Annotated in this window: 12 protein-coding genes; 4 read left to right on the top strand and 8 right to left on the bottom strand. The window is 73.1% G+C overall.

The genetic code is table 11. The features are described 5' to 3' along the window. Window positions 1–470 precede the first annotated feature (470 nt). From DC008_RS30695 to DC008_RS30680, 4 genes are all read right to left on the bottom strand, one after another. Window positions 471–1373, bottom strand: coding sequence for a LysR family transcriptional regulator (locus DC008_RS30695; RefSeq protein ID WP_235073662.1), 903 nt, complete (start codon window positions 1371–1373; stop codon window positions 471–473). A 147-nt stretch (window positions 1374–1520) separates the two neighbouring features. After that, window positions 1521–3656: a putative bifunctional diguanylate cyclase/phosphodiesterase gene (locus tag DC008_RS30690; RefSeq protein ID WP_108710942.1), complete on the bottom strand. Its 2136-nt coding sequence runs from the start codon at window positions 3654–3656 to the stop codon at window positions 1521–1523. Beyond that, complete coding sequence (locus DC008_RS30685) at window positions 3653–4465, bottom strand: SAM-dependent methyltransferase (RefSeq protein ID WP_108709763.1); 813 nt, start codon at window positions 4463–4465, stop codon at window positions 3653–3655. The genes DC008_RS30690 and DC008_RS30685 overlap by 4 nt, the downstream gene beginning before the upstream one ends. A gap of 248 nt (window positions 4466–4713) precedes the next feature. Then, window positions 4714–5694 carry an SCO0930 family lipoprotein gene (locus DC008_RS30680; RefSeq protein ID WP_108709762.1) on the bottom strand — a complete coding sequence of 327 codons (981 nt, stop codon included), beginning with the start codon at window positions 5692–5694 and terminating at the stop codon, window positions 4714–4716. An 835-nt stretch (window positions 5695–6529) separates the two neighbouring features. On the opposite strand from DC008_RS30680, the gene DC008_RS30670 reads away from it, so the two are divergent. Next, complete coding sequence (locus tag DC008_RS30670) at window positions 6530–7294, top strand: bestrophin-like domain (protein WP_108709760.1); 765 nt, start codon at window positions 6530–6532, stop codon at window positions 7292–7294. 197 nt (window positions 7295–7491) lie between these two features. Further along, window positions 7492–8022 carry a hypothetical protein gene (locus tag DC008_RS30665; RefSeq protein WP_108709759.1) on the top strand — a complete coding sequence of 177 codons (531 nt, stop codon included), beginning with the start codon at window positions 7492–7494 and terminating at the stop codon, window positions 8020–8022. A 99-nt stretch (window positions 8023–8121) separates the two neighbouring features. Here DC008_RS30665 and DC008_RS30660 read toward each other — a convergent pair whose 3' ends face one another. Then, window positions 8122–8610, bottom strand: coding sequence for a hypothetical protein (locus DC008_RS30660; protein ID WP_108709758.1), 489 nt, complete (start codon window positions 8608–8610; stop codon window positions 8122–8124). 332 nt (window positions 8611–8942) lie between these two features. On the opposite strand from DC008_RS30660, the gene DC008_RS30655 reads away from it, so the two are divergent. Next, window positions 8943–9602: a class F sortase gene (locus DC008_RS30655; protein WP_108709757.1), complete on the top strand. Its 660-nt coding sequence runs from the start codon at window positions 8943–8945 to the stop codon at window positions 9600–9602. A 14-nt stretch (window positions 9603–9616) separates the two neighbouring features. Here DC008_RS30655 and DC008_RS30650 read toward each other — a convergent pair whose 3' ends face one another. Together DC008_RS30650 and lysX are read right to left on the bottom strand one after the other, a co-directional pair. Further along, window positions 9617–10468, bottom strand: coding sequence for a polysaccharide deacetylase family protein (locus tag DC008_RS30650; RefSeq protein WP_108709756.1), 852 nt, complete (start codon window positions 10466–10468; stop codon window positions 9617–9619). Between the two features lie 109 nt (window positions 10469–10577). Next, window positions 10578–13859 (bottom strand): bifunctional lysylphosphatidylglycerol synthetase/lysine--tRNA ligase LysX, encoded by a 3282-nt coding sequence (gene lysX, locus DC008_RS30645; protein ID WP_108709755.1) that lies wholly within the window; start codon window positions 13857–13859, stop codon window positions 10578–10580. 88 nt (window positions 13860–13947) lie between these two features. On the opposite strand from lysX, the gene DC008_RS30640 reads away from it, so the two are divergent. Further along, the gene (locus tag DC008_RS30640) at window positions 13948–14409 is read left to right on the top strand and encodes a universal stress protein (RefSeq protein WP_108709754.1); all 462 of its coding nucleotides are present in this window, start codon (window positions 13948–13950) and stop codon (window positions 14407–14409) included. 46 nt (window positions 14410–14455) lie between these two features. On the opposite strand, the gene DC008_RS30635 is transcribed toward DC008_RS30640, so the two are convergent. Then, window positions 14456–15271 (bottom strand): alpha/beta fold hydrolase, encoded by an 816-nt coding sequence (locus DC008_RS30635; RefSeq protein WP_108709753.1) that lies wholly within the window; start codon window positions 15269–15271, stop codon window positions 14456–14458. Window positions 15272–15326 lie beyond the last annotated feature (55 nt).

Here is a 15326-nt window from a genome sequence, read left to right as displayed (position 1 = left end):
GAGGGAGGACGCCGGTGAGGTCCCGGCCCTTCCGAGTCTTGGGGCCCGCTTTGGCGGCGTCCAATGCCGGTCCTGAAGGGATTGATGCCGAGGTTGCATGGCCGCAGGCCAGGGCGGTGTGCCCGGCGGCACGTCCAGCCGGGGTGCCGGCCTGCCGCGGCACCCCGCGTCCACGGGGGATGCCGGCTTGCGGCGGCGCTGCGGGTCCGGGCGGCATGCCGGCCGCGACGGCGGCACTGCGCTCGACGCGGGAAACCGGCCGCGACCGCGGCACGCCGCGTCCACGGGATGCCGGCCCACGGCCGCGGCACCGCAGGTCCAGGGATGGCGGCCCGCGACGACGGCACCTGAGTCCGCACGGTGCGCCGGCCTCGGGCTGCGACACGGCGGGTTCCGGCGGGTCACCAGCCCGCGTCGACCACGCCGCACGTCTCGGCGGAATGCCGGCCCGCGACCGCGACACCGCAGGTCTACGCCGGATGCCGGCCCGCGACGGCGGCGCGGGCCGTCTCCACGAAGCCGCTCACCACGGGTGAGCGTCGCCGGGTCGGCCAGGCCAGTGCCACCTGGCCGGGCGGTACGCCGGTGACGGGTACGTAGGCGATGTCGGACCGGGGGAACGCGGCCGCCGCGGACCCCGGGACGAAGGCGATCCCGCGTCCGCCCCGGACGTAGCCCAGCAGTTCCTCCATGTCGTGGAAGGCGGGGCCGTGGTCGGGCCGGGTGCCGTCGGGGCGGGGGTCGGCGTTCCAGACGGCCGACCACGCCTCGCTCGCCTCGGCGTACTCCAGGACCCGTTCGCCGGCGAGGTCCGCGAGGGCGACCTCGCCGTCCCGCGCCCGGGGATGGCCGGCGGGCAGGACGGCGTTCAGGCGCTCGGCGTAGAGCGGCAGGAGGTCCACGCCGTCCGTCTCCAGCGGCGGCCGGACGAACGCGACGTCGACGCCGCCGTCCAGCAGGGTCCGCGCCTGGCTCCACCAGCGCAGCCGCACCAGTTCGACGGAGACGTGCGGGAAGCGTCCGGAGAACGCGTTGAGCGCCGGGCCGACGTCCGTGCCCAGCATGAAGCCGACGACCAGCGCGTCGGATCCGGCGCCGATCCGGCGGGCCCGTTCCTGGGCGGCCTCGGACGCGGCGAGCAGCGCCTTGGCGTCGTGCAGGAACTGCTCGCCGGCCGGGGTGAGCGCGACCTCGCGGGTGCTGCGGGTGAACAGCTCGACGCGCAGCTCGTGTTCCAGCTGGCGCACCTGGCGGGACAGGGCGGGCTGGGTGACGTGCAGGGCGACGGCCGCCTGCCCGAAGTGCCGGCGCTCGGCCACCGCCACGAAGTAGCGCACCTTGCGCAGGTCCAGATCGATCGGCCTGTCGCGCATGGCCGGACCCGCCTTTCCGGCGGCCTCCTCGGACCCGGCGCCGCCGTCCGCCTCTTCCCGTTCACGCTATACGACGGCGGGGGTGCCGGGCCGCCGGGCGTCCGGCAGCCCGCCGGCGCCAGGAACGGCACCGGCGCCGGCGCCGGATCACCCCGTGGCGTCGACCAGCGCCAGTTCGTGCAAGCGGTCCGGCGGGCCCGGGCGGGCGTAGTACCAGCCCTGCGCGGTGTCGCAGCCCAGGATGCGCAGCTGCTCGGCCTGCGCGCCGGTCTCCACGCCCTCCACCGTCACCGCGAGGTCCAGGCTGTGCGCCAGGGACACGATCCCCTCGACGATCTTGAGGTCGACGGGGTCGGCGGGGAAGCGCTGCATGCTCTGCGTGAACGAGCGGTCCAGCTTGAGGACGCTCACCGGCAGCCGGCGCAGATTGGCGAGGTTGGAGTAGCCGGTGCCGAAGTCGTCGAGGGCGATGTCGACGCCCATCTCGGCCAGCCGGCGCAGCGGCTTGAGCAGGGCGTCGTCGGCGCCGATGAGGGCCGACTCGGTGACCTCCAGGCAGAGCGCGTCGGGCTGCACGCCCGCGCGCTCCAGGATGTCCACGGTGTCCTGGACCAGGCCGGGGTGGGTGAGCTGGCACGGCGACAGATTGACGTTGATACGGAGCGGTCCGTCGTCGTGGTACCGCTCCCGCCAGGCGCGTGCCTGACGGACCGACTGCTCCAGCACCCACCGGCCGAGCGGCACGATCAGGCCGGTGTGCTCGGCGAGCGGGATGAACCGGTCCGGGCCGAGGATGCCGTGCTGCGGGTGCAGCCAGCGCACCAGGGCCTCCGCGCCGCGCACACTGCCGTCGCCGAGGTGGACCAGCGGCTGGTACTCGATGAAGAACTCGCCCCGGTCCAGGGCCGTCGGCAGCGCCGTGGTCAGCCCGTGCCGGGTGATGGCGCGGGCGTCGGCCTCCGGGTCCGCCAGCTCGAAGCGGTTGCCGCCCGCCGACTTGGCCCGGTACATGGTGATGTCGGCGCTGCGCAGCACCTCCGCCGCGCTGCGCTCCCCGGCCGGGCCCTCGACGATGCCGATACTGCCGCGCACGGTCAGTTCCCGGCCGTCGACGCTGATCGGCGCGAGCAGGGCGTTCATGATCCGGGCGGCGAGTTCGTCGACCTCGCGTTCGGTGCCGGGGCCGGTGGTGAGCGCCACGAACTCGTCGCCGCCGAGCCGCGCGACCATCTCGCCGGGCGCGGTGGCGCAGGACTGGAGCCGGTCGGCGACCTCGACGAGCAGCCGGTCGCCGGCCGCGTGGCCGAGGCTGTCGTTGACGGTCTTGAAGCCGTCCAGGTCGAGGTAGCAGAGGCCGAAGCGCTGCCCCTCGCCGGCGACCAGCGCCTTCTCCAGCCGCTCGAAGAAGAACGTGCGGTTGGGCAGGCCGGTCAGGGCGTCGTGGGTGGCCTCGTAGCGCAGCCGCAGATTGAGCAGCCGGCGCTCGGTGGTGTCCTCCATGAGGGCCAGCTGGTACTGCGGGGCGCCGTCGGCGTCCCGCAGCAGCGAGACCGTGAGGTTGGTCCACAGGACGGTGCCGTCGGGGCGGTAGAACGCCTTCTCGAGGTGGTAGTGCTCACGCTCGCCGCGGACGAGTTCCTCGTAGAGCTTCCAGGTCTGCGGGGCGTCCTCGGGGTGGGTCCAGTCCCGGACCTTGCGGGACTGCATGGTCTGCGCGGAGACCCCGAACATGCGTAGCAGCGCGCCGTTCACCTGGAGGATGTTGCCGTCCAGGTCGGCGATGCCGATCCCTATGGCCGCGCCCTCGAAGACCGCGCGGAACCGGGCCTCGGTGGCGTGCAGGGCCTGGGCGACCACGCCCTGGGCCTTGAGGGCGGCCGCGGAGATGGCCTCCTGTTCGGCGAGGGTGCGGGCGCGCAGCGCCTGGGCGTACCCGGCGGCCATGGCGTGCTGGAGCCGTGCCGAGCGGGCCCTGAGGTCCTCCTGGTCGCCGTCGCCGCCGCAGTAGAGCACCAGATAGGCGTCGACGCAGTCCAACGAGCGGCTCAGCGCCTCCGGGTCGGTGCAGTGGGCGTCGACCAGGGCGGCGCCGACCGCCTTGCCCTCGTCGGCGTCGAAGGAACGCGCCCGCAGGGCGTCACTCAACCGCCGGGCGAGCGGCATCAGTTGTTCCTCGAACTCCGGCCGGGTCGACGACGTCGAGGTCACCGGGAAGACGGCCCGGCTCCAGATCGTCGCGAACCGGCGCAGTCTGTCCTCCGGCTCGTCGGCCCCCGCGCTCACGCCGTACGCCCCACGCCGGCGAACCCGGAATGGGCCCATCGGTCGTCGTCCTCCGGTTCGGTGTCCGGGCGCCAGAGCGGCATCGGCACCAGTCCGGGTTCCACCATGTCGTACCCCTCGAAGAACCGCGCGATCCCGTCGCGCGAACGCATGATCAGCGGGTTGCGGATGTCCTCGTACACGTCGACCGTGCCCTTGGCCCGCTCCTGGGACAGCGGGATGTTCTCGTACGAGGCGTGCGTGAGCACCAGCATGCTGCCGGGCGCGAGCGCGTCGCGCAGCTCGGCCACCGCTCCGTACGGATCGTCCTCGTCCTCCACGAAGTGCAGTATGGCAACGAGAAGCAGCGCGACCGGCCGGTTCAGGTCGATCAGTCGCCCGACCTCGGAACTGGACAGGATGTCCTGGGGCTTGCGCAGGTCCGCGGCGACGGCTCCGGTGTCGTCGTTGCCGGCCAGGACGGCCTCGCTGTGGGCGACGGCGACCGGGTCGTGGTCGACGTAGACCACGCGGGCTCCGGGGTGGGCCGCCTGGGCGACCTCGTGGACGTTGCCGAACGTCGGGATGCCGGAGCCGATGTCCAGGAACTGCGTGATGCCCTCGTCGACGGCGAAGCGCACCGCGCGCCGCATGAACGCCCGGTTGGCCTGCATGATCTTGGGCAGGCCCGGCATGAACTCCATGGCCTTGCGGGCCGCTTCCCGGTCGACCTCGAAGTTGTACGACCCGCCCAGGTAGAAGTCGTAGATGCGCGAGACGCTGGGCACCGTGATGTCGATGCTCCGGGGGGCCCAGGCGGGGCGCTCCATCTTTTCTCCAACACGTAGGCGATCCGGTGTTCGAGCTGAGGCTACTGATCGCCCGCCAATGGAGCGAGCAGAAACGGAAATTGACCATCCGTTCCCGGTCACTGCCGCTGGCACGTGCCGTTCCGGCGCCCCACGCACTTCCCGTGAAAACGACCGATGCACGGCACAGGGGTCCGCCCCCTGAGCGGTGGGCTTCAGGGGGCGGACCGGGGCCGTGCGCGCGGATCAACCCTGGGGAGGTCTGATCCTCACTTCTCCGACGCGCCGACCGGCTTGCCGTCGGGGCGGATGGCGAACCAGGTGCCGCCGACGCCCTGACCGTTGGTGTCGCCGGGCTTCTTGTCACCGGCGAAGGTGTAGATCGGCACGCAGTCGATGGTCTGCTGCCTGATCCCGTCGGGCCGGTCGAAGACCACGTAGCCCTGGCCGCGCGGACCGGAGCCCTTCAGGTCGATGCCCTTGGTGTCCTTGGCGTCCACCGGCTTGATGACCGGCCACTTCTGCAGGCACTCGCCGGTGCAGGCCGTCTTCATCGGCCAGGGCGAGTCCTTCATGAAGCGGTAGACCGTGTGCCCGTTGCCGTCGATGACGATCTCACCGAGCTTGGGGTCCTTGCGGGTGGACAGGCCCGGCAGATCGCTGGTCTGCGCACCGGCGCCGCCCTGGGCCTTCTTGCCGTCGGGGGCGAGCGCGTACCAGGTGCCGCCGACGCCCTGGCCGTTGACGTCACCGGCGTTGATGTCCTTGGCGAAGCGGTAGGCCGGCCAGCCGTCGACGGTGAGCTGCTTGGTGCCGTCGGACCGGGTGACCGAGCCGAGGAGGGCCTTGTCGATACCGGCGCCGGCCTCGACGTCGTCGGCGGGGACCGGGGGCCACTTCTTGGCGCACTCGCCGTCACAGTTGGACTTGGCCGGGTCGGCCGTGTCCTTGTCGAACCGGTAGAGGGTCAGACCGCCGCTGTCGGTCAGCACCTTGCCGAGCTCGGCGTTGGTGGACACGGACAGTTCACCGGCGGTGGAGGTCTGCGCGCCGATGCCCTCCTGGCCGGGCGCGCCGGCGTCGGCACCGCCGAGACCGGTGCCCGCGGAACCGTAACCGCCGCCCGTGGCGGCCGTGGCTCCCACGTTCTGACTCGCCGGCGGGGTGGTCTCCTGGCCGCATGCCGTCGTCAGCGCCAGCAGCGCCACGGCGCTCACCGCGAGCGAGGCGCTCCGCCACGAGGTCTTCATCGTCAACTCCCCAGACTCACAAGGGTGTCGCAGCGCCCTGCTGCGCCGCCGCACGACGAGGAGTACGCAGCGGAACCCCGTCCGTGTTCAACGGGCGGCCGAAATTCTTTCGGGAACCTGTGAAACACGGGCGGGCCGCCCGTCCCCCGTTCGGGGCAATCCCTCCGTTCCTCGGCGTGTGGCGGTCGGCGGCGACTCAAGATCTTCGTCGTGCACGGACCCGAACCCAGACGATCCACCCTTGCCGCACGGCTGTTGCCCGTGGTGGCGCTGACCTGGCTGCTGGTGACGGCGCCGGCCGGGACGGCGGTGGCCGACGCCTGCGCCTACGCCGACACCGGGCCCGGCGGCGTCCAGGCGGTGGCGGTCGCCGGGAGCCTCACCTGGCCGACCCCGCCGCAGTGCCCCCCGCCGACACCCACACCCACGCCGACGCCGACGCCGACACCGACACCCGAGCCACCGCCACCGCCTCCGACTCCGCCTCCGCCTCCGCCACCTGAGCCGAAGCCCGAGCCCAAGCCGACGCCGAGGCCGACACCCGAGCCGGAACCGACGCCCCGGCCCGCGCCCCCGCGGCCGGCGCCCCCACCGACCCCCACGCCCACACCCCCTCCGGCGCCCGCTCCCGCACCGCCGAAGCCCAAGCCGAAACCCCCGCCGCCCGCGCCCGAGCCCAGCCCGACCCGCGTCCACTACCCGCCGCACCGCGCCACCCCGCGACAGCAGGCGGCGAGCGGCGCCACGTCACCCCTGACCTTCGTCCTGCTGATCGCGGTTCCCGCCATCGCCGCGGTCGCGGCCCTGCGCCCACGCTGACCCCTGGAGGATCCCCTTGCCGGAATGGCTTGTTCTCACCCTCGCGATGCTCGCCGCCTGCGGTGTGGTGGTGATCATCACCCTCGTGCGGCACCGGAGGGCCCCCGAGGACGAGGACCCCTCCGAGACCCCGGACGTCATCGAGTACATGACGATGTGGATCGGCGTCGTGTACGCCATCGTCCTGGGCCTGGCCATCGCGGGCGTCTGGGAGGGCCGCAGCGCCGCCCAGGACCACGTCCAGGCGGAGGCGGTGGCGCTGCACGAGATCTCGGAACGGGTCCGGGTCTATCCGCCCGAGATCCGCGACCGTATTCGGGACGATGTCAACGCCTATGTCGGACACGTCGTCACCACCGAGTGGAAGACCATGGCGGACGACGGCGACCTCACCGACCGCGGCACCGCGCTGCTCCAGCGCCTCCGCGAGGACGTCACCGACTACGAGCCGCGCACGGACTTCGAGGCGCAGGCCTACCAGCCGCTGGTCGACCAGGTGACGGCGGCCGACCAGGCGCGGATCGCCCGCGGCGACTCCACCGGCGCGACCATGCCGGGCGTGGTGTGGTTCGGGCTGCTGGCCGGGGCGGTGGTCACCATCGGCATGGTGTTCGCCCTGCAGATCCGGCGCACCCCACGGGAACTGGTGCTCGCCGGGCTGTTCTCCGCGCTGATCGCCTTCCTGCTCTTCCTTATCTGGGACTTCGACTCCCCGTACAACCACGGGGCCGCCGACGCGGCACAGCCGTTCCTCGATCTCTTCCCGGACGCGAGGGACTGAGGCGCCCTCGTCCCGCAGCACGCCGGGGGACGCACGCCGCCGCACCGGCCGCGTCGCCCGGCCGCAGCAACGCGTTCCCCTGCCCGGCCCACATGGTTGCCCCATTCGTACGACAGCGATCGCGCAGGTGTGCGCCCGTTCCTAGCGTTCCGGACATCGAGGTGCATGTCCGGCGCCTCGGGGACGGGAGGAACACCATGCGAGCGATACGCGTCGCGTCGGCCGCACTGCTGGGCGTCAGCGCCCTCGTCGTGTCCGCGCCCGCCGCCCACGCGAGCGGCGACAGTTCCGGCTTCTGGGCGAGGGTGGTGCCCGGCACCGTGGAGCCCGGCGGCCGGGTGCGGCTGCACGCCAACGGCTGCGACCAGAGCGTGACGGTGTCGTCCGGGGTGTTCGACACGGTCGTGATCCCCCGGTGGCGGACCACCGCCAGGGTCACCGTCGACCGGGACGCGAGGCGGGGCGCGGTGTACGAGGTGTCCTTCTACTGCGGCACGTTCTGGCAGAGCGCGGACCTGCGGATCGCCGGTGGCAGGCCCGATCCTCATCCCCGTCCGGACCACCCGGCCCACCCGGGCCACCCGGACAAGGGGGTCAAGGCCGGTGCGGGCGGGAGCCTCGCCGGGTTCGACCTCAAGGAGATCGGTCTGGGGGCCGCCCTGATCACCGGTGCGATCGGCACCGCGTACCACCTCTCCCGCCGTCGCGCCGACGAGAGCGACGCCTGACCCCGCTCCCCCGTCACGGCCTTCGCCCCGGTCCCCCTCTCGTGGGGGGCCGGGGCGGAGGTCTGTGGACGTGCGTGCGGCGGTCGAGGGGGTGGCCGGTCAGATCTGCCTCTCCGCCCGGCGCCGCATCCAGAACAGGCCGCCGCCGGCGAGGGCCGCGGCGATCAGCCCGCCGCCGATGGCCATGTCGGTGGGCGTGGCGCCCGTCGACGAGCTGCCGCCGAGACCGCCGCGGACACCGCCGACGACGGTGAAGGCCGCCGGGTTGGTCAGGGTCCGCCCACCGCAGTTGACGGTGATGCTGTGCGAGCCCGGACGGGCCTTGTGGTTGACGGTCGCGGTGCCCCGGGCGGTGCCGCCGCCGGTGGGCGACAGCGTCGTGGGCCGGAACGCGTCCGAGGTCGCGGTGCCGCCGGAGTGGCAGCCGTCGACAGTGATGGTGAGCTGTCCGCCGCGGGCGATGACGCTGGGCAGCGCCCTGATGTTGCTGGGGCCGGGCATGCCGTCCCGCGCGACGGCCGCCGGGGCGGCGACGCCGAGAGCGACGACCGCGGTGGCAGCGGCCGCCAGGGTACGTGTGGTACGCATGTGATCCTCCGCGGAAGACGCCCCGGGTCCCGTCCCCGGTCCGATCGGCGAGAAAGCGCCTCCCAGAAAGACCCTCAGTTGCCGTTCCCGGGGCCGCATTTCGGCGCTGGTCCGTCCTGGTGAGGGGACACGCCGGGCGACGGCCCCGCACAGTGGATCACCGCAGGTCACACACCGTCAGAATTTCTCGGGGGCCCGCACCCCGTATGGCGCACCGAAAATCGCCGGGCCACCCGTTCGTCTCTGCCCCGTCGCCGGGCGGCCGCGCGGGACTTAGCGTTCCGGTATGCGCGAAGGACGCGGCGACGGCCGGGTCGAGAGGGGTTGTACCGATGTCTGGGTCCGAGCAGCAGGAAGAGGAGGAGCGGCGCAGGACGCGCGCGCCGTGGGGCGTGATAGCGCTGGTGCTGCTGACCGGTCTCGCGCTGATCCGCAACGGGTCCGGCGAGTTCGACGTCGGCCCGCCCCAGCCGGCCTCGGCGGCGGCGGCCGACAGCCGGCTGCCCGGCCGGCTCGCGCAGTCCGTGAAGCCGCTGCCGTACGCCATGCCGAACCAGGTGCGGATCCCGGGCATCCGGGTGGACGCGCCGATCATCCCGGTCGGCCTGGACGCGGACGGCTGGGTCGCCGCTCCCCCGCCGGAGGACCCGAACCTGGCGGGCTGGTTCACCGGTTCCGTGACGCCGGGCGAGAAGGGCACCGCCGTCGTCGTCGGCCATGTCGACAACACGCGGGGGCCCGCGGTGTTCTACGGGCTGGGTTCGCTGGAGAAGGGCAAGCGCGTCGAGGTCGTCCGCGAGGACGGCAAGACGGCCGTGTTCCAGATCTACGGCATCGAGGTGTTCGAGAAGAACGACTTCCCGGGCGACCGGGTGTACGCCTCGAAGGGCACGGCCGAGCTGCGGGTCATCACCTGCGGCGGCGGCTTCTCCAAGCAGACCGGCTACGACGGGAACGTGGTCGTCTTCGCCGGCCTGGTCGGGGTCCGCTGAGCGGTTCGGCGGTGTCATACGAGCCGCCGGTCGGGGACGGTCGGGTGGTACCCGGCGTCCAGCAGTTCCGGCAGATAGGCGCGCAGGGCGGCGACGCTCTGCGAACGGTCGCCCCCGGCGTCGTGCGAGAGCACCACGACGCCGGGGGCGGCGCCGTCCCGGACCCGGTGGACGATCCGGCGGGTGCCAGGCTCGGTCCAGTCGAGGGTGTCCACGGTCCACGCCAGCGGCTCCATGCCCAGGTCGGCGCCGAGCTGGAAGGCGGTGCGGTTCCAGGCGCCGTAGGGGGCGCGGAACCAGGCGGGGCGCTCGCCGCAGGCCTCTTCGACGACGTCGCTGGTGCGCTCCATCTCCGCGCGCATCCGGCGGCGGCCGAGCCGGGTGAGCAGGGGGTGCGACCAGGTGTGGTTGCCGACGACGTGGCCCTCGTCGGCCATGCGGGCCACGAGGTCCTTGTTGTAGTCGGCCATCTCGCCGCACACGAAGAACGTGGCCCGGACGTCGTAGGCGCGCACGGTGTCCAGGATGTGCGGGGTGTAGCGGGGGTCGGGGCCGTCGTCGAAGGTCAGCAGCATGGTGCGGCCGCGGGCCGGCATCCGCAGCAGCGGCGCGCTCCGTACCAGGGGCCGGTGGGGCGCGGATTGGGGTGCGCCGTAGCCGGTGAGGGGCTGGAGGCGGTAGGAGTTCGGCTTCCGGGCGGGGTGCGCCTGGGGGCCGGCGGCCGGGGCGGCGGCCCGGACGGGGTCGCCGTCGCCCGCGACGGTCGCGAGGACTCCGGCGGTGCCGGCGGCCGAGACGGCGGCGGCGCCGGCGAACAGCAGACGGCGGCGGGTGAGCAGACGCGGGGGCAGCTGATCCTTCGTCATGACTCATGGGTCGCCCGGCCGCGGACCGGCGCACCAGTGCGGCACCGGGACGGCGGCATCGAAGCACCCGGGCGGCGGAGCCTTCCGGGATCAGACACCCCGGCCCCGGTCAGCGGCGGCGGACGAGCGGGAAGGGCAGGGTCTCGCGGATCGTGAGGCCGGTGAGGAACATGACGAGCCGGTCCACGCCGATGCCGAGCCCTCCGGTGGGCGGCATGGCGTACTCCAGGGCGTCGAGGAACTCCTCGTCCAGCTCCATCGCCTCGGGGTCGCCGCCGGCGGCGAGGAGCGACTGGGCGGTGAGGCGCCGGCGCTGTTCGACGGGGTCGGTGAGTTCGGAGTAGGCGGTGCCGAGCTCGGTGCCGAAGGCGACGAGGTCCCAGCGTTCGGCGAGCCGGGGGTCGTGGCGGTGCTGGCGGGTGAGCGGGGAGACGTCGGTCGGGAAGTCCTTGTAGAAGGTGGGCAGCCGCGTCTTCTCCTCGACCAGCCGTTCGTACATCTCCAGGACGACGTCGCCGTGGCCGTCGTCGGCGGTGTAGGGCACGCCGACGCGGTCGCAGTGCCGGTGCAGCCGGAGCAGTTCGGTGCCGGGGTCGATCTCCTCGCCGAGCGCCTCGGAGATCGCGCCGTACACCGTCTTGACCGGCCAGCGCCCGGAGATGTCGTACTCCTCGCCGTCCTTGCGGGCGATCTCCGAACCGAAGGCGGCGCGGGCGCAGCCCTGGATGAGGTCGCGGACGAGGTCGAGCATCACGTCGTAGTCGGCGTACGCCTGGTAGGCCTCCAGGATCGTGAACTCGGGGTTGTGCTTGTAGTCGACGCCCTCGTTGCGGAAGGTTCGGCCCATCTCGAAGACCTTCTCGACGCCGCCGACGCAGAGCCGCTTCAGATACAGCTCGGGCGCGATGCGCAGATAGAGGTCGAGGTCGTAGGCGTTGATGTGGGTGGTGAAGGGGCGGGCGTTGGCGCCGCCGTGGATCTGCTGGAGGACCGGTGTCTCGACCTCCAGATAGCCGCGGTCGAGCAGGCCCTGGCGCAGCGCCTGGACGGCGGTGGAGCGGGCGCGGACGGTGTCGCGGGCGGCGGGGCTGGAGACCAGGTCGAGGTAGCGCATCCGGACCTTGGTCTCGGGGTCGGCGAGGCCGCGGCGTTTGTCGGGCAGCGGGCGCAGGCACTTGCCGATCAGCTGCCAGGAGGTGACGAAGACGGTGGGTTCGCCCTTGTCGCTGACGCCGGCCCGGCCGGTGGCGCTGATCAGGTCGCCCATGTCGCAGTCGGCGGTGAAGCGGTCGAGGGCGGCGCCGGACCCGGACCGGGTGAGGGCGAGTTGGTGGTCGCCGGACCAGTCGCGCAGCACGGCGAAGACGAGTCCGCCGAAGTCGCGTACGAGCATGACCCGGCCGGCGACGGTGACCTGCTGGCCGGGCGGGATGTCGGCGAGGGCGTGGGTGCGCCCGGGGATGCCGACGGGGTAGGGGTCGACGCCCGTCTCGCGCAGCCGGTCGAGGGTGCGGTGCCGGATGCGGACCTGTTCGGGGAGTCCGGCGTCGGGCGCGGCCGCGGCGGCCTCGTCCCCTCCTTCGAGGCCGAGTGCCGCGAGCGAGGGCAGACCTTCGGTGGTCGCCGGGCGGGGCTCGTGCCGGGGGCGCCCCCTGCGGTGCAGCTTGCGCAGCGACGGTACGGAGACGAAGCCCTCGGCGATACCGGAGGCCAGGCCGATCCGGGCGAGGGAGGCGGCCTCGCCGTAGCAGAGGAAGCGCGGGTACCACTGGGGGTGGTACTTGGCGTTGGAGCGGTACAGCGCCTCCAGCTGCCACCAGCGGGAGAGGAACAGCAGCAGGCGCCGCCACATCCGCAGCACGGGCCCGGCGCCGATCCGGGCGCCCTCCTCGAAGACGGAGCGGAAGACGGCGAAGTTCAGCGAGATCCTGCGGATGCCGAGCTTGGGGGCGGCCGCGCACAGCTCGGCGACCATGAACTCCATGACGCCGTTGGGGGCGCGGCGGCGGTCGCGGCGCATGAGGTCGAGGGAGACGCCGTCGCGGCCCCAGGGCACGAAGGAGAGCAGCGCGATCAGGTCGCCGTCCTCGTCGAGGGCCTCCACGAGGAGGCAGTCGCCGTCGGCGGGGTCGCCGAGGCGGTCCAGGGCCATGGAGAAGCCGCGTTCGGTCTCGGTGTCCCGCCAGGCGTCGGCCTTCTCGGTGATGTCGGCCATCTCGGCGGCGCCGAGGGTGGCATGGCGGCGGACGCGGCAGTGGGCGCCGGTGCGCCGGACGCGGTGGACGGCCTGCCGGGTGACGCGCATGTCGCGGCCGTCGAGGTCGAAGTCCTGGACGCGCAGGACCGCCTCGTCGCCGAGTTGGAGGGCGCCGAGTCCGGCGCGGGCGCAGGCGGTGGCGCCGGCCTCGGAGGCGCCCATGACGGCGGGCGCCCAGGCGTAGCGGCGGGCGAGGTCCTGCCAGGCTGCGATGGCGTGCGGCCAGGCCTCCCGGTCGCCGACCGGGTCCCCGCCGGCGAGGCAGACGCCGGCCTCGACGCGGTAGGTGACGGCGGCCTTGCCGCTGGGCGAGAACACGACGGCCTTGTCGCGGCGGGTGGCGAAGTAGCCGAGGGAGTCCTGGTCGCCGTAGGCCCGAAGCAGGGCGCGGATGCGTTCCTCCTCGTCGCCGTGCAGGGCGGCCTCCATGCGCTGCGAACGGAACAGGGTCGCGGCGGCGTTGAGGAGGGCGAGGGCGCCGAACAGGCCGAGCACGAAGGACAGGGAGCGGGGCGGCCGGCCGTCGTAGCTGGTGCCGGAGACGAGGCCGCCGCAGACCCGGTCGGCGGCCCAGGCGAGCCGCTGGCCCTGCGGGAGGGTGCCGGGGAAGAGCTCGACCAGGCCCCAGCCGATGAGGATGCCGACGGCAAGTCCGGCGACGAGGACGCCGAGGGCGCGGCGGACGGCGGCGCGGCGGGACTCGGCGTAGAACTCCCCGCGGGCGGCGATCAGCAGCGCCAGGGCGAGCGCGCACACGACGAGCGAGGGGACGGAGTCGGCGTAGTCGCCGACGACCGTGCCGATGAGGTCGCTGAGGACGAGCAGGCCGAGGTAGACGACGACCAGCCACCAGGCGACCTTCTTGCGGGCGGCGGTGGCGGCGGCGAGCAGGAAGAGGAAGACGGCGTAGGCCAGGTTGGCGCTGACGGGGACGATGTTCTGGTCGAGGGCGCGGACGACGGGGCGGAGCGCGGTGCGCAGCGGCGGGATGAGGGCCAGCAGTACGCAGAACAGGCCGAGGGCGCCGAAGAAGGTCGCGAAGCCTTGCGGGACCTTGCCGAGGACCCTGTGTCCGGGCGGCCTCGTCGAGTCCGTGGCGCCCTTCCCCCGGGCGGTCTCCACGGTGGCAGTCATTCTTCGACTCTAGGAACGCGGCGGGCTCCTCGCCCGTCGAGCGGCCTGCCCGGCGGCCGGAGCGGGGGCTTCCGATAGCCTCCGTGGCGTGACGGAACAGCACGCGCAGCAATTCGAGCGGGGCACCGACGGTCCCAAGGTCATCGTGGTCGGCGTGGACGGCTCGGAGTCGTCGCTGCGTGCTGCGGCCTACGCGGCCGGGCTGGCCCGGCGGCAAGGGGCGCTGCTGGCCCTGGTGTACGTGCAGCCGGTGGTGACGGCGGGGGTCGCGCTCGGGGCGCCGGTCGCGGAGACGACGGACGAGATCGCCGAGGAGCTGATCGCCTATCTGCGGGAGCAGACCGAGCGGGTGAAGGGGATATTCGATCTGCGCTGGGAGTTCCACACGTTCCGCGGGGACCCGTACGGCGGCCTGGTGAAGGCGGCGGACGAACTCAAGGCGGACGCCGTGGTGGTGGGCGCCTCGGAGCAGGCCGGGCACCGGATCGTCGGCTCGGTGGCGGTACGGCTGGTCAAGGCCGGGCGCTGGCCGGTGACCGTGGTGCCGTAGCCGCCACCGGTGGCCGCCGTGCCGTAGCCGCCGTGCCGGGCCGCTGTCAGAGGGTGCGCAGGAAGTCGAGGACGATCGCGTTGAAGTCGTCCGGCTTCTCCATGTTGAGGTAGTGGCCGACGCCGTCGACGGTGGCGGTGCGGCCGTGCGGGACGGCCCGTGCGAGCCGTTCGGCGGCGTCGAGCATGTCGGCGGGTTCCAGGGAGCCGTTGAGGGCCAGGAGCGGGACGTCGAGCTTGGGCAGCCGGGCCCAGGAGCCGGTGACCGGGACGAGCCGGTCCTTCTCGTCCGGGGTGTGCTTGGAGATCGTGTGCAGGGCCATCTCGCGCAGCCGCCGGGCGATCTCGGGGTCGACGTCGGCGGCGTCGCGGTGTTCGCCGGGGAGCACCCGCAGGAAGGCGGTCAGCCAGCCCTCGATGTCGCCGGCGCCGAGGGTGCGCGCGTACTCGGCCTGGATGCCCCGCGTCCACGGGTCCGTGTAGGTGAAGTCGCCGGTGGCGGCGCCGCAGGTGACCACCGCCCGGACCAGGTCCGGGTGTTCCAGCGCGGTGTCGATGGCGACGACGCCGCCCATGGAGACGCCGACGAGGACCGCGGGGCCGGTGCCGAGGTGGCGCAGCAGGGCGGCGAGGTCGTCGGCCCAGCGGAAGGGCTTGGTGGCATTGGCGGAGAGTCCGTGGCCGCGTACGTCGGGGGCGATCACCCGGTGGTGGGCGGCGAGCGCCGGTATCTGATCGGCGAAGGCGCGGTGGTCGACGTATCCGGGGTGGATCAGGACGACGGGGTCGCCGGAGCCGGTGTCGAGGTGGGCGAGGTCGCCGTCGGCCGAGGGGAAGAAGCTGGGTTCCACAGCAGCTGTCATGACAACCAAGGTGTCATCTTCTCGCCGTTTTGACAACCGAGGTGTCATGATGGGC

This window comes from Streptomyces nigra (assembly GCF_003074055.1).
GTDB classification, from domain to species: Bacteria; Actinomycetota; Actinomycetes; order Streptomycetales; family Streptomycetaceae; genus Streptomyces; species Streptomyces nigra.
Note: the sequence above shows the minus strand (reverse complement) of the source record. Positions and strands in the feature narration are given on the sequence as shown.

What these genes read in the sequence shown, in the direction of transcription:
- DC008_RS30680 (WP_108709762.1), bottom strand. Translation starts at nt 5,694, where the DNA reads ATGAAGACCTCGTGGCGGAGCGCCTCGCTCGCGGTGAGCGCCGTGGCG.
- lysX (WP_108709755.1), bottom strand. Translation starts at nt 13,859, where the DNA reads ATGACTGCCACCGTGGAGACCGCCCGGGGGAAGGGCGCCACGGACTCG.
- DC008_RS30665 (WP_108709759.1), top strand. Translation starts at nt 7,492, where the DNA reads ATGCGAGCGATACGCGTCGCGTCGGCCGCACTGCTGGGCGTCAGCGCC.
- DC008_RS30660 (WP_108709758.1), bottom strand. Translation starts at nt 8,610, where the DNA reads ATGCGTACCACACGTACCCTGGCGGCCGCTGCCACCGCGGTCGTCGCT.
- DC008_RS30695 (WP_235073662.1), bottom strand. Translation starts at nt 1,373, where the DNA reads ATGCGCGACAGGCCGATCGATCTGGACCTGCGCAAGGTGCGCTACTTC.
- DC008_RS30655 (WP_108709757.1), top strand. Translation starts at nt 8,943, where the DNA reads ATGTCTGGGTCCGAGCAGCAGGAAGAGGAGGAGCGGCGCAGGACGCGC.
- DC008_RS30635 (WP_108709753.1), bottom strand. Translation starts at nt 15,271, where the DNA reads ATGACAGCTGCTGTGGAACCCAGCTTCTTCCCCTCGGCCGACGGCGAC.
- DC008_RS30650 (WP_108709756.1), bottom strand. Translation starts at nt 10,468, where the DNA reads ATGACGAAGGATCAGCTGCCCCCGCGTCTGCTCACCCGCCGCCGTCTG.
- DC008_RS30685 (WP_108709763.1), bottom strand. Translation starts at nt 4,465, where the DNA reads ATGGAGCGCCCCGCCTGGGCCCCCCGGAGCATCGACATCACGGTGCCC.